The 13,477-nt window shown below is 64.0% G+C and carries 13 protein-coding genes; 3 read left to right on the top strand and 10 right to left on the bottom strand.

What is annotated here, in order from left to right:
• Window positions 1-80 precede the first annotated feature (80 nt).
• The 6 genes from ACL9RJ_RS15945 to ACL9RJ_RS15920 are packed head-to-tail and all read right to left on the bottom strand — an operon-like array spanning window position 81 to window position 4,308.
• On the bottom strand, window positions 81-1,751 hold the full coding sequence (locus ACL9RJ_RS15945; RefSeq protein WP_422765454.1) for an AMP-binding protein: 1,671 nt from the start codon (window positions 1,749-1,751) through the stop codon (window positions 81-83).
• Window positions 1,748-2,293: a membrane protein gene (locus tag ACL9RJ_RS15940; protein WP_017126874.1), complete on the bottom strand. Its 546-nt coding sequence runs from the start codon at window positions 2,291-2,293 to the stop codon at window positions 1,748-1,750. Before ACL9RJ_RS15940 ends, ACL9RJ_RS15945 begins: the two co-directional genes overlap by 4 nt.
• On the bottom strand, window positions 2,290-2,544 hold the full coding sequence (locus ACL9RJ_RS15935; protein WP_010453727.1) for an acyl carrier protein: 255 nt from the start codon (window positions 2,542-2,544) through the stop codon (window positions 2,290-2,292). Before ACL9RJ_RS15935 ends, ACL9RJ_RS15940 begins: the two co-directional genes overlap by 4 nt.
• Before the next feature lie 9 nt (window positions 2,545-2,553).
• Window positions 2,554-2,826, bottom strand: coding sequence for a phosphopantetheine-binding protein (locus ACL9RJ_RS15930; RefSeq protein WP_010453729.1), 273 nt, complete (start codon window positions 2,824-2,826; stop codon window positions 2,554-2,556).
• Window positions 2,795-3,613, bottom strand: a complete 819-nt coding sequence (locus ACL9RJ_RS15925; protein ID WP_017126873.1) for a lysophospholipid acyltransferase family protein — start codon at window positions 3,611-3,613, stop codon at window positions 2,795-2,797. The genes ACL9RJ_RS15930 and ACL9RJ_RS15925 overlap by 32 nt, the downstream gene beginning before the upstream one ends.
• A complete protein-coding gene (locus tag ACL9RJ_RS15920; RefSeq protein WP_017126872.1) occupies window positions 3,589-4,308 on the bottom strand; it encodes a beta-ketoacyl synthase chain length factor in 720 nt (239 codons plus the stop codon). Before ACL9RJ_RS15920 ends, ACL9RJ_RS15925 begins: the two co-directional genes overlap by 25 nt.
• Before the next feature lie 362 nt (window positions 4,309-4,670).
• Here ACL9RJ_RS15920 and ACL9RJ_RS15915 point away from each other — a divergent pair, with 362 nt between their 5' ends.
• The gene (locus tag ACL9RJ_RS15915) at window positions 4,671-5,444 is read left to right on the top strand and encodes a ParA family protein (protein WP_017126871.1); all 774 of its coding nucleotides are present in this window, start codon (window positions 4,671-4,673) and stop codon (window positions 5,442-5,444) included.
• Here the strand turns inward: ACL9RJ_RS15915 and trxC are convergent.
• Window positions 5,441-5,881, bottom strand: coding sequence for a thioredoxin TrxC (gene trxC, locus ACL9RJ_RS15910; protein ID WP_017126870.1), 441 nt, complete (start codon window positions 5,879-5,881; stop codon window positions 5,441-5,443). The genes ACL9RJ_RS15915 and trxC overlap by 4 nt on opposite strands.
• 227 nt (window positions 5,882-6,108) lie before the next feature.
• On the opposite strand from trxC, the gene ACL9RJ_RS15905 reads away from it, so the two are divergent.
• Window positions 6,109-6,399, top strand: coding sequence for a type II toxin-antitoxin system HigB family toxin (locus ACL9RJ_RS15905; protein WP_017126869.1), 291 nt, complete (start codon window positions 6,109-6,111; stop codon window positions 6,397-6,399).
• A 2-nt stretch (window positions 6,400-6,401) separates the two neighbouring features.
• Entirely contained in the window at window positions 6,402-6,803 is a 402-nt protein-coding gene (locus tag ACL9RJ_RS15900) for a helix-turn-helix domain-containing protein (RefSeq protein ID WP_017126868.1), read from the top strand.
• Between the two features lie 21 nt (window positions 6,804-6,824).
• On the opposite strand, the gene selO is transcribed toward ACL9RJ_RS15900, so the two are convergent.
• The 3 genes from selO to ACL9RJ_RS15885 are packed head-to-tail and all read right to left on the bottom strand — an operon-like array spanning window position 6,825 to window position 13,471.
• A complete protein-coding gene (gene selO / locus ACL9RJ_RS15895) occupies window positions 6,825-8,288 on the bottom strand; it encodes a protein adenylyltransferase SelO (protein WP_422765453.1) in 1,464 nt (487 codons plus the stop codon).
• 53 nt (window positions 8,289-8,341) lie between these two features.
• Window positions 8,342-11,692, bottom strand: a complete 3,351-nt coding sequence (gene mscK / locus ACL9RJ_RS15890) for a mechanosensitive channel MscK (RefSeq protein WP_177083446.1) — start codon at window positions 11,690-11,692, stop codon at window positions 8,342-8,344.
• Between the two features lie 36 nt (window positions 11,693-11,728).
• Entirely contained in the window at window positions 11,729-13,471 is a 1,743-nt protein-coding gene (locus tag ACL9RJ_RS15885) for a potassium/proton antiporter (protein WP_017126865.1), read from the bottom strand.
• Between the last annotated feature and the right edge of the window lie 6 nt (window positions 13,472-13,477).

Below are 13,477 nucleotides of genomic sequence, written 5' to 3'. Positions count from 1 at the left end.
CTTGCGCAAACACCGTGTCATCGTTGTTCGCGGGCAAGCCCGCTTCCACAGGGGCAACCCTGTCATCAGGAAGGTCGAGCTCAGTCATGCGCGGCCTCCAGCACGATCCGGCCGCTGGAGCAGGTGGCGCTGGCGTTGCGAAAGGCGAAGTGCAGTTTGCTGCGTTCCGGGTCGAAGCGCAGGCTCAGTTCGATCCGGTCGCCGGGGCGCACCAGTTGCTGGAACTTCAGCACTTCCATGCCGGCGAATTTCGCCGGCAGTTCAAGCCGTTCGCGACCCAGTTCGAGCGCCCAATCCACTTGCACCACACCCGGCAGCACCGGTGTGGCCGGGAAGTGGCCGCTGAAGTAGGCGAGGTCCGGCGGCACGGCGAGGTGCAGCAGCCATTCGCCATCCGTCTCGTTCTGCGCCAGGACTTCCGGCCCCTTGGGGCGCGGGGCTTGCAGCAGCGCCTGGACGTCGGCTTGCGGCAGCTTGCCCTGGGCGTTGAGCGGCAGTTGCCGCAGCAGGCGCCAGCGCCGTGGCAGCGCCAGGGCTTCGCAATGTTTCAGCAGGTGTCGGCGCAGGGTTTCGGTCAGCGTCCGCCGACCCTGGTTGCGCAGGGCGTGCAGGCCTTGTTCGGAGAGCACCAGCAGCGCCCCGAGGTAGGCCCGGTTTTCCTGGACCACACCCAGTCGTGCCTCGTCGACCCAGGCGTGTTCTACCAGGGCCTGTTCGAGCATCGGCAGGGAGATGCGTTTTTCCTCCAGCTTGACGATGCGATCCAGTCGACCGAGCAGCTCGAAGCGGCCATCGGCCTCGAAGCGCACGGCATCCGCCGTCTGCTCGACATGCCCGGCCGGCAAGTAGGGCGAGGCCACCCGCAAGGCGCCATCGGCGTCCTGGTCCAGTTGTACATCGGCGAAGGGCTGCCACAGCCGGGCACCCTGGCGCCAGGCGATACCGCCGGTCTCCGAGCTGCCGAGGATTTCGGTCGACCATTGCTGCAAGCGTTGTCGCAGGCTGTCGGCGGCGTCTTCCGGCAAGGCGCCGCCGGAGGAGAATACCCGGCGTACCTGGCTCAGGGCCGGCCAGTCGAGGTTGTCGCCCATGCGCTTGAGCAGGGCCGGGCTTGCGACCCAGGCGAACTGCGGATGCTGGCGACTGGCGCGTTGCAGGTCCTCGGGGAAGGCCAGTTGCGTGCGCACGAAGGGGCGGCCGGCACACAGGGGCCAGAGCACGCGGAACAACAAGCCATAGATATGCTGGGTGGCGACACTGCCGATGATGCAGGCCTGGCCGAGGTCGGCGCCCCAGAGTTGTTCCAGGGCCCGCACTTCATTGGCCAGTTGCCGCAGGCTTTTTTCGATGCGCTTGGGTTCACCGCTGGAGCCGGAGGTGCATAGGCTCAGGCGGCAGGCATCGAGATCGAGCGCGGCCGGGGCCAGGGCCTCGGCACGCAGCTCGGCGAGGGCGCTGCTGTCGGTCAGCCACAGGTCGACATCGGCGGCCCAGCGCCGGCGCGTCTGTTCCTGCAGGTCGGCCACCAGCAAGACGGCGACCCCGGCCCGCCAGGCGCCGAACAGGGCGATCGCCAGTTCCCCGGCGTCCTCCAGGTGCAGGGCCATGCGCTGCACGCCACGGGCCCGCAGCCCGGCGGCCAGGCCCAGGGCCTGCTGACACAGGTCGGCATGGTCCAGGGGCGGGTCCATCGTCACGGCACGTGCGGCGTGCGTCTCGAGCAGCAGTTGCTCAAGGTTTATCCAATTCATGCGCGGCCTCTTACGCGTTGTCGTATCAGCCATTCAATGGCAAACAGCAGGCCCATCAACCCGTAGGCGATCAGGCCGTTGTACAACGTCCACCAGCTCAGCGGCGCCCACAGGGTCAGCGCGGCCGCGAGCAGGCCGTTACAGAGAAAAAACAGGCTCCAGGCCTGGGTCACCCGACGTGTGTAGCTGATCGCCACCTCCGGCAGGTCCGGTTCGCTCAGGCGCGCCAGGCGCTCGGCCACCGGCGGTCCGAACTTCAGGCTCAGGCCGAACAGGCCGAGCATGAAGCCGCTGATCAGCACCGGGTACCAGCGCAGCAACGACGGGTTGTTCAGCAACGCCAGCAAGCCGCAGAACGCCATGGCGCACAGGGCCATCCACAGGCTGCCGGGCTTGCGTTCGCCGGTCAGGGCCCGGGCCAGCCACAGGCTGCCGAGCAACAGCCCGAACTGCCAGGGCGCGAAATGCTCCATGCCGAAATACACCGCGAAGGGGTACAGCAGGCCGGCCAGCAGCAGGCCCAGGCCGATCAGTCGGCTCATGCGGCCGGCTGGACCAGGCGGAACACGGCCTCGACCACGTCGTTGACGGTGCGTACCGACTTGAACTCCTCGGCGGCGATTTTCTTGCCGGTCTGACGCTTGATGTGGTCGATCAGGTCGACGGCGTCGATGCTGTCGATTTCCAGGTCCTGGTACAGGTTGCTGTCCAGGGTGACGCGTTCGGGTTCGAGTTCGAAGAGTTCGACCAGGGCATCGCGCAGGGTATTGAAGATGTCTTCACGGGTTTGCATGGTGGTGTCTCACGCTGCCTGTTTTGCCGTGACGAAAGCCGCAAGGCTGGCCACGCTGGAGAAATGGTCGCGGGTGTCCTTGGCGTCGGCATCGATCTTGATGCCGTAGCGTTTCTGGATCGCCAGGCCGAGCTCGAGGGCGTCCACCGAGTCCAGGCCCAGGCCTTCGCCAAACAGCGTTTGCTCGTTGCCGATGTCCTGGGCGCTGATGTCTTCGAGGCCGAGGGCGTCGATGATCAGTTCCTTGATCTCAAGGTGCAGGGCGCTTGTTGGATCGCTCATCTGTGGCGAGCTCCTTAATGAAGTAATGGTGCAGAAAGTCGTTGAGCTTGCGCGAAGCCTGGGGCGCTGGGCCCTGGCTGGCGAAGGTCTGTGGGTCTATATCGGCCCCGACGCGAAAACTGAAGTGCACGCGGCGCCCGGGGATGCGATACCAGGGTTCGGCCTTGGTCAGGGTGGTGGGGCTGACCTTGATCACGACCGGGGTGATGATTCTCGCACCTCGCAGGGCAATCGCGGCGGCGCCGCGATGAAAGGCCGGCGCCTCTCCTGGGGACGTGCGCGTGCCTTCGGGAAAAATGATCAGGGTCTGGCCGCCTTGCAGCGCGGCGACGGCCGCGTCGAGCATTTCCATGCTGCCGTCGTTGCTGATGTATTCGGTCGAGCGTACCGGTCCGCGGGTGAACGGGTTCTGCCAGAGGCTCTGCTTGACGACACAGTTGGCGTTGCGCACCAGGCCGATGAGGAACACCACGTCGATCAGCGACGGGTGGTTGGCGATGATCATCTGTCCGGGGCGGCCGAGTCGTTCCGCGCCCTCGACTTCATAGGTCAGCACGCCGGTACGCGCCATGAACCGGATAAACAGCCAGAACAGGCGGCTGACCGTTTGTCGTGCACGCAGGCGCTGGCGTTGCGCATCGCCGGGCAGGCAACCGAGCAGGGGGAAGATCACCAGGCGCAGGCACAGGCCGCCCAAGCCGAACAGGGCGAAGCTGGCAGCGGTGGCCAGCAGGCGCCAGTAGTAGGCGTCACGGGGCTTGTTCACGCTCGGCGTTGCCAGTTCCATGCCCGGTTCTTCCATGTGTGTTGGCAGGTGGTGTCCGGGCCGAGCAGGGTCCGTACCAGATTGAGGGCATGGGGCCACCGGGTTCTGCTGCCATCGTCCGGGCAACGAGCGAGGGACAGTTGCCATTCATCACCCGGGGTCAGCAACAGACCGACGGCATAGGGGAACGGCACATCGTCGATCCAGTGGCTGTAGGCCGCGGGCGGTTGTTCTTCGGTGATCACCAGCAGTACCGCCGGGGCGCCTTCGCCGAGCAGCGCGGCGGCCTCCAGCATGCCGTGCTCCAGGCCGTCGCCATTGGCGGCCAGTGCGGTCATTTCGCTGGTTTCGCCGCGCATGATCGACCACAGGCCGATGATGGCGTTATGTACCGAAAGGCTGAACTGCGTGGGCGAGAGCGGCTGGTCGGCCGCCAGGTCGCTGAGGATTTCCAGGGTCCGCGGGGTCTCGCCATGCCGGGAGATGAACACCAATGGCAGGGCTTCGCGACCTTGCGCCAGCGGCCAGCCGACGCTGAAGGCCATGCGCGCCAGGCGGCTGAGACGGCGGCGCTGCATGGCCGGCAGGAACGACACGTCGGGAGCGGCATCGCTCGGCACAAGCACCGTGGGCTGGCGGCTCCAGGCCTGCCAGTCGTCCACGCTCCCGAGGCCCGGGGCCCAGGCGCGCCATTGGGCGATATTGAAGTTGATCACTGAGTGTCTTCCCGCCCCTGCGGGCTTCCTTGAACGCTACGGCTGGTTCCTTGACCGATACCAACCTTGGCGTGGCGCTGTGGCCGAGTGGCGCGCATTATCCCGGTGCGGCGGACTTGTAGCAAACAATTGGCTACATTTTGCACGATAAAATTTACAAATGACGAACGTGCTATGTGTCATATGGCCATTATCGATGTTTTCGGTGATACGTCTGTCAGTCGTTTCCCCGCTTTGAGTGGAATGATCGAGGGTTTGCGCAGCTATTGCTGATGATGGAGTAGTACTTGTCTCTCCGAGGTGGCGAAGCAGCGGCCAAGCCCTCTACACTCGGTCATTCATTGATACACGGAGGTCTTGTCATGCGGCGTGTGGTGTTCAATCAGAAGGGTGGGGTCGGCAAGTCGAGCATTGCCTGCAACCTGGCGGCGGTCAGCGCCAGCGAGGGCTATCGGACCCTGTTGGTGGACCTCGATGCCCAGGCCAACTCCACGCAGTACCTGACCGGTCTCACCGGTGAGGACATTCCCATGGGGATTGCCGATTTCTTCAAACAGACCCTCTCGTCCGGGCCGTTCTCGAAGAAGGGCCAGGTGGACATCTACGAAACCCCCTTCGACAACCTGCATGTGATCACGGCGACTGCCGAGCTGGCCGACCTGCAACCCAAGCTCGAGGCGAAACACAAGATCAACAAGCTGCGCAAACTGCTGGACGAGCTGGCCGAGGATTACGACCGGATCTACCTGGATACCCCGCCGGCGCTGAATTTTTATGCGGTTTCAGCGCTGATCGCCGCTGATCGCGTACTGATTCCCTTCGACTGCGACAGTTTTTCCCGGCAGGCGCTGTATGGCCTGCTGGCGGAAATCGAAGAGCTGAAGGAAGACCACAACGAAGGCCTGCAAGTGGAAGGGATCGTGGTCAACCAGTTCCAGCCGCGGGCCAGCCTGCCGCAGCAGATGCTCGACGAACTGATCGCCGAAGGGCTGCCGGTGCTGTCGGTGTACCTCAACAGTTCGGTGAAGATGCGCGAGTCCCACGAAGCCAGCAAGCCGCTGATTCACTTCGACCCGCGCCACAAGCTGACCCAGCAGTTCGTCGACCTGCACAACCTGCTGGAAGACAACGCTTAGGCGGCAATGCCCTGGCTGCGCAGCCACGCCAGTAGTTGCGGCAACGGAAATGCCCCGCTCTGCCGCGCGACTTCCCGGCCGTTCCTGAACAGGATCAGGCTGGGAATCGAGCGAATCCCCAGTTGTGCGGAGAGTTGCGGGTTGGCTTCACTGTCGAGCTTGGCCAGCCGGCATTTGCCCGCCAGTTGACCTGCCGCCTGCTCGAACACCGGTGCAAAGGATTTGCACGGCCCGCACCAATCCGCCCAGACATCCACCAGCAACGGCAGGTCGCCCTTGATCTGGCTGGCGTAGTCGCCCTGTTTCAACTCGAAAGGTTTGTCCAGCAGGACCCCGGCCTTGCAGCGCCCGCATTTTGGCTGGTCGCCCAGGCGGTCGGCAGGGATGCGGTTGAGGCCGTTGCAGTGGGGGCAGGGGATCAACAGGGGTTCGGACATCAGAGGGGGCTCCGGATAAGTGGCCAATGGTTCTCTATCTGGAGTCGTGGGCGGGTTTTATCAAGGCTTCAGGGGCTTGTCGCATACCCTCACATTTTCGCCGACCGGTGTTCTGTCCGGGAATCTAGTCTGGAAGAGCGCGCCGTCAGTCGGATTTTATGTATATCAAATTGCGATATTTTGACGGTGAGCTTAACCTCCATAGCAATATGCGATAGGGAGATTGCATGCGTGTCATCACTGAGAAACGTATTTGGGAAGCCAAGGGCCGCTGGCCTGATTCGGCCTCTGCGCTGGATGCGTGGTATCGCCGAATCAAAAACTGTCATCCCGCCCATTTTGCGGCAATGAAGGCCATATTTCCGGCGACGGACAAGGTTGGTGATTTCCATGTGTTCGATATCGGCGGGAACAAGTTGCGGCTGATCGCGGTGGTGCATTACACGGTATGCCGTCTCTATATCAGGCATGTGCTTGATCATCGCGAATATGACAAGGGTAAATGGAGGGAGGAATAGTGATGAGCCTCATGACCCGACAGGCTTTCGAGCATTGGCACTTTGTCGAGCCGTTGCTGCGCAAGCCGAAAAACGAAGCTGACTACGATGCATTGGTCGGCATGCTCGACGAACTGCTTGAGGTGATTGGCGAGGACGACTCGAGCCCGCTCATGAGCCTGGTGGATATCCTCAGTGACCATATCGAGGCGTATGACCAGGAGCATCGGCCGATGCCGGTGGCCAGCGGGGCCGATGTGTTACGGGAAATGATGCGTGAGCACGGCCTGAACCAGAGCGACCTGCCCGGCGTGGGGCCGCAATCGGTGGTTTCCGAGATTCTCAGTGGCAAGCGCCAGCTCAACCTGCGCCAGATCCGCTGGTTGGCTGAACGCTTCGGGGTGCGTGAACAGATCTTTATCTGAAGGAGACGTACGTCTTGTACCTCAAGACGAGCAGCTGATCTCCAGGTGCTTGCCCCACTCCGGTGGTCGCTCGGCGTAGGCCTCCATGCCGGGCTGCTCCTCGAACGGTCGGCTCAGCACCGTGTGTAGTTGCCTTGTTTCGGCGTAATCGCCTTTTTCCGCCGCCTCGATGGCCCGTTGTGCCAGGTAGTTACGCAGGATGTACAGTGGATTGACCGCATGCATGCGCGCCTTGCGTTGTGCTTCATCCTGATCCGGTTCGCGGGCGACGCGCGCCAGATAGCGCTCGGCCCAGGCATCGAAGCCCCTCAGGTCGATGAAGTCGTCGCGCAGGCGCGCCACCGCCAGGTGGGCCGGCTGGTCGCCCAGGCGACGGAAGAACAGGGTGTAGTCGACGCCGCCGACCTGCATCCGTTGCAGCAGGTCTTCCACCAGTTGCTGGTCGCTGTCTTCCGCCGTGGTCAGGCCGAGGCGGCGGCGCATCAGGTCCAGGTAGTGGGCCTGGTACAGCGGCAGGAACAATCCCAGGGTTTCGCGCAGGGCCTCGACCGTGATGAAGGGCGTCAGCGCCTGGGCCAGCGCGCTGAGATTCCACTGGCCGATCGGCACCTGGTTGCTGAAGGAGTAGCGCCCCTGGTCATCGGAGTGGTTGCAGATGAAATGGGCGTCGAAATCGTCGAGGAAGGCGAAGGGCCCGAAATCGAAGGTGATGCCGAGGATCGACATGTTGTCGGTGTTCATCACGCCATGGCAGAAACCATAGGCCTGCCATTTGGCGATCAGCTCGGCGTTGCGCTCGACGATCTCCTTGAACATCGCCAGGTACGGCTCCGGCTGTTCCAGGCATGCGGGGAAGTGCTGCGCCAGCACATGCTCGCCGAGTTGCTTGTGCTGCTCGGTCTGCTGGGTGTAGTAGAAATATTCGAAATGACCGAAGCGGATATGGCTCGGTGCCAGGCGCAGGACCATCGCCGCGCGCTCCTGCTTTTCCCGCCAGACCGGGGTGTTGGAGCCGATCACGCAGAGTGCCCGGCTGCTGGGGATACCCAGTGCCTGCAGGGCTTCGGAGGCGAGAAACTCACGGATCGACGAGCGCAGCACTGCGCGGCCATCGCCCATGCGCGAATAAGGGGTCTGGCCGGCACCCTTGAGATGCAGGTCCCAGTGTTCGCCCGCCTGGTTGTAGACCTCGCCCAGCAGCAGCCCGCGACCGTCGCCCAGGCGCGGGTTGTAGGAGCCGAACTGGTGACCCGAATAGACCATCGCCCGTGGTTCGGCTTCGGCCCATAGCTTGTGGCCGCCAAACAGCTGGGCAAACACCGACTCTTCGGCGACCGCCGGCTCCAGGTCGAGCAGGGCCATGGCCGCCGGGCTCGCGACGACCAGGCGCGGGTTGTCGATGGGCTCGGGCAGCACATGGGTGGAAAAACCGTCGCCCAGGCGGGCGAAGCGGTTGTCGAAGGTCAGTTCGTCGAGGGCTTTCAACGGCCATCTCCAGCAGAATGTCCGAGCATTCTGCTGGGATCAGGCGCCTGACGCTAGTCGAGCTTGCTCAGCGGCGATGGCTGATCAGGCTCGGCAGGGGGCTTGGGCACCAGGCCGTCCGCTTCGCCTTCGACCGGCACCAGCTTGTATTCCTGGCCGTGCAGGTTCTTGAGGTAGACCTCCATCTGCCGGAACGAGATGTTGATGTGCTCTTTCTTGAACTCGCGGTTGATGAAGCGGTTGACCTCGTCGATCACCGGGTTGCGGTCGCCCAGGTCACGCACGTGCATGCGCAGTTCGTGGTCCAGTGTGCTTTCGCCGAAGTTGAGGAAATACACATGGGGCTCGGGCTCCTTGAGCACCCGCGGGTTGTCGCGGGCGGCCTTGAGCAGCAGTTCCTTGACCCGGTCCAGATCGGAGCCGTAGTCCACGCCGAGCTTGAGGGTCACGCGGGTGACGGTATCGGTCAGCGACCAGTTGATCAGTTGCCCGGTGATGAAGGTCTTGTTCGGGACAATGATGTCCTTGCGGTCGAAGTCGGTGATGGTGGTCGCGCGGATGCGGATCTTGCTGACCGTGCCCGACAGTGTGCCGATGGTAATGGTGTCGCCGATCCGCACCGGACGTTCGAACAGGATCATGATGCCGGAGATGAAGTTGGCGAAGATTTCCTGCATGCCGAAACCCAGGCCTACCGACAGGGCGGCCACCAGCCACTGCAGCTTGTCCCAGCTCACGCCCAGGGTCGACAGGGTCGACACGAAGCCGATGCCAGCGATGACATAGGACAGCAGGGTGGTGGTGGCGTAGGCGCTGCCCTGGGCCAGTTCGAGCTTGGACAGCACCAGCACTTCCAGCAGGCCGGGCAGGTTGCGCGCCAGGGCGAAGGTGATGCCGACGATCGCCAGGGCACCGATGACGTTGCCGATGGTGATCGGCACCATGCTCATGGCGGCGCCGGTGCCGCTGGTGTACTCGTAGAGGGTGATGTTGTCCAGGTACGAGAACACCGTGATCAGGTCCGACCAGACCCAGTACAGCGCGGCGACGAAGCCGCCGAGCAGGGCCAGGCGGATCAGGCGCAGGGATTGCTGGTTGACCTGCTCGATATCCAGGGTCGGCTCTTCGAGCACCGGCTCGCCATCGCCCGCCTCCTTGGCCGCCTGGCGCTTGCTCAGGGCGCGCTGGTAGGCCAGGCGCCGTGCCGCCACCGCCAGGCCGCGGACGAAGGTGGCTTCGATCACCAGCCAGAACATCAGCAGGTAGAGCGTGTTGATCAGTCGGTCGCTGAGCTTCAGGGCGGTGTAGTAGTAGCCGAAGCAGACCGCGACGAACAGCGCGATGGGCAGCGCGGTGAACACTACCCCCACCAGTTTGCGGAACAGCGAGGCATTGTGGTGGTTCGGGCTGCCCAGCAGCAGGCGACTGAGCAGCCAGGCCATCAGTGCGTAGCAGGTCAGGACTACGGCGATGCCGAGCACGTCGTCGGCCAGCGAGGCCGGCTGGTGTTCGGCCACCGCCACCACGGCCACCAGTGCCATGACCACGAAACCGAGGCGTCGCACCCAGCCCTGGAGAAACTCGACCTGGGGTTTTTCCCAGTGGAAATGCAGCTCGGCCACGCCGCCCGGGGCGAGGATCCGATAGGCGGTGTAGAACACCAGCCAGGCCTGGGACATCTGCAGCAGCGCGGCGCCGAGGTTGGCGTTCTGGCCCCGGGCGTCGATCTGCAGGGCGTAGCCGCAAAGCGCCAGGGCCAGGGCGATCGGCATCGCCAGCAGGACGTTGACCAGGATCGCCAGCGGCGTATGCCACTGACTGTCGCGCTTGAAGTGGCCGATGTCCTTGTGGACCTTGGTCAGCCGTTCATACAGGTAGTTGCGTTTCCACAACAACGCGCCGATCAGCAACAGCAGGGGCAGGAACAGCAGCGGCCGTTGCAGCAGGCCGTCGGTCAGCTCGCTGAGGCTGGAGAGCCAGGGCAGGGTATTGACCTGCTTCTGCAGGCGGTTGGGCACGCCTTCCAGCCATTCCAGGTCCAGCGGCTTGTTGCTGGGGATCCAGAACATCTGCTCGTCCAGGGTCGAGCGCAGGCTCTGGGCGGTGCTGAGCAGCTGTTTCTGGTTCAGTTGCAGGGTGATGGATTCGTTGAGCAGCGCGCTCAGTTCGCGGTTCAGGCGTTCCAGCAGGTCGCTGCGGGTGACGGCGAGGTCGAGCAGGGTGCGGCGCAACTGTGGGTTGACCTGTTCCGGTGGCTGGGTCGCCAGCAGGTTATCCACGTAGGTGGACGGACTGCTGATCAGCTCGCGCTGCTGGTTGACCTCGAACTGGTACAGGCGGATATCGGCGATCTCGTCCGCCAGGTCCTTGTCCACCTGCAGGCGCGGCAGGGCCTGCTTCTGCTTGTAGAGAATCTTCGACAGCAACAGGCTGCCCTTGAGCACGCTGATCTGTTCGTCCAGGGCCTGGTCGCTCTGGGTCACGCTGTCGAGCTGCTGCTTGGTCTGCAGGTTCTGCTGGGTCAGTTCGTTGAGGCGGTCGGTGCTTTTCAGCAGGTAGTCGGAAAGCTTGAGGTTGGTCGCGCTCTCGGTCGCCAGCAGGCTGCTGTCACCGGCTTTCTGGGCTTCGATGGATTGCTGGGTGACGGTCTGCTGGGACTGGGCCAGGCGCTTCTGGTTGATCAGCGTCTGCATGTCCTGGATTTCCTGCTCCAGGCGCGCGGTCTTCTCCATCAGCAGGTCGTGCTGGCTGTTGCCCAGGTCCTGCAGTTGGCTGTTGCCGGCCAGCTCCTGGCGGCGCAGCAGGATCAGGGCGTTGATCGAGGCCAGCTCGGCGTTCAGCTGATTGCGCTGGTCGCTGCTCAGGGTCTTGCCGTTGTCCTTGCCCAGCTTGAGGAGGGTGTTGATCTGCTGGATGCGGGTCTGGCTGCTGCTGATTTCCGACTGTGCCCGTTCGGGGCGGGTCTGGGCGGTGATGATCAGGCTGTTGGCATCGGCCAGGGCCTTTTGCAGATCGCCCTGCTGGGTGGTGCGCTCGGCCAGCAGTTGCTCGAGCTGCGGCACCGATTGGCTGGCATAGCGCTGGGCGACCGGGACCACCTTGGTGACTTTCAGGCGGGCCAGTTCGCGCTGGTTTTCGCTGGTCTGGCGCGGTGCTTCGGCGACTTGCTGCTTGGTCGCGGTCAGGCGCTTGTCGTAGTCGTCGGCGCTCGACAGCCAGGTCAGGGTCTGTTGCAGCACCAGTTGCAGGGCTTTCTGATCGGCGTCAGGCAGCTTGCGGTCGGCGATCTTGTCCAGGCTCTGCTGGACCGACTCGCTGGTGGGCGGCTCGGCGGCCTGCAGCGCGCCGACGGAAAGACTCAGGCCCAGCAGGGCCGTAACGAAAAGAGAGCGCAAGAAGGACATAGGTACCGGTCGAGCAAGGTGAAGAGAGTGGGCAGTTTAGAGGAAGAGTCCCGGCCCTGGGCGACTTCCTTCGGGGAATCTGACGCCCACTTTGCCGATCTTGTTCCCGTCCATGACCGCGACGGTCCAGATCGTGTTGTTCCACTCCACCTGGTCGCCGACGATCGGGGCGCCACCGACCTTGTGGGCGATGAAGTTGCCCAGTGGGGTATTCGGGTCGACCCCTTCGAGTTTCAGGCCATAGAGGGCCGAGACCGCGCCCAGCTGGGCGTCGCCCTCGAGGACGAAGTCGCCGAAGAAGCGCAAATCCAGGCCGCGTTGCGGTGCCTGGCTGAACAGTTTGCCGAGGGCCGGCAGGTTGTGTTCGTGGCCGATGACACACAGCAGGTCGCCGACCTCCAGGGTCGTACTACCCGACGGATGGAGTAGTTGCTGGCCGCGGAACAGCGCGGCGATCCGCGTGCCCTCGGGCATCTTCAGCTCGCGCAGGGCGGCACCGATGCACCACTTCTCGGCACCCAGGCGGTAGACGAACAGTTCCCACTCGCTGGTGACATGGACTTCCAGGGCGGCCCGGGAGATCGGCGCCGGCTCCGGCGGTACCGTGACCTTGAGCAGCTTGGCGACCCACGGCAGGCTGGTGCCCTGCACCAGCAGCGATACCAGCACGATAAAGAACGCCAGGTTGAAGTACAGCTGCGCATGGGGCAGGCCGGCCATCAGCGGGAACACCGCGAGAATGATCGGCACCGCGCCGCGCAGGCCGACCCAGGAAATAAAGGCTTTTTCCCGGCCATGGAAGGCCTTGAACGGCAGCAGGCCGACCACCACCGAGAGCGGCCGGGCGAACAGGATCATCCACAGCGCCAGGCCCAGGGCCGGCAGGGCGATGGGCAGCAGGTCGTGTGGTGTGACCAGCAGGCCCAGCACCAGGAACATGCCGATCTGCGCCAGCCAGGCCATGCCGTCGAGCATGTGCAGGATGCCGTGGCGGCTGCGTACCGGACGGTTGCCGATCACCAGGCCGCACAGGTAGACCGCGAGGAAACCGCTGCCGTGCAGGGCGTTGGTCAGGGCGAAGACCACCAGGCCGCCGGCAATCACCAGGATCGGGTACAGGCCGTTGGCCAGGTTGATCCGGTTGACCAGTTGCAGCATCAGCCAGCCGCCACCGAGGCCGATGATGCCGCCGATGCCGAACTCGCGAAGCAGGTGGCCGAGCAGGCTCCAGTGCAGGCCGGTCTGGCCGCTGGCAAGCATGTCGATCAGGGTCACGGTGAGGAACACCGCCATCGGGTCGTTGCTGCCGGATTCGATTTCCAGGCTGGCGGTCACCCGTTCGTTCAGGCCCTTGCCGCCGAGCAGGGAAAACACCGCGGCGGCGTCGGTCGAGCCGACGATGGCGCCGATCAACAGGCCCTGGATGATGTTCAGGTCGAACAGCCAGGCGGCGGCCATGCCGGTCAGCCCGGTGGTGATCAGCACGCCCACGGTGGCCAGCGACAGCGCCGGCCAGAGGGCTACGCGGAAACTCGCGACCCGCGTACGCAGGCCGCCGTCGAGCAGGATCACGGCGAGGGCGAGGTTGCCCACCAGGTAGGCGGTCGGATAGTTGTCGAAGATGATGCCGCCGCCGTCAACGCCGGCGGTCATGCCCACGGCCAGGATGATCACCAGGATCGGGATGCCGAGACGCGAGGACAGGGAGCTCACCAGGATACTTGCGCCTACCAGCAACGCGCCGATCAAGAACAGGCTGTTGATGGTCGTCGCATTCAAAGGCAG

The sequence above is a fragment of the Pseudomonas sp. Mn2068 genome (assembly GCF_049319725.1).
GTDB lineage: Bacteria > Pseudomonadota > Gammaproteobacteria > Pseudomonadales > Pseudomonadaceae > Aquipseudomonas > Aquipseudomonas gingeri.
The sequence above is the reverse complement of the archived record's forward strand: the minus strand, read 5'-3'. Positions and strand labels throughout refer to the sequence as shown.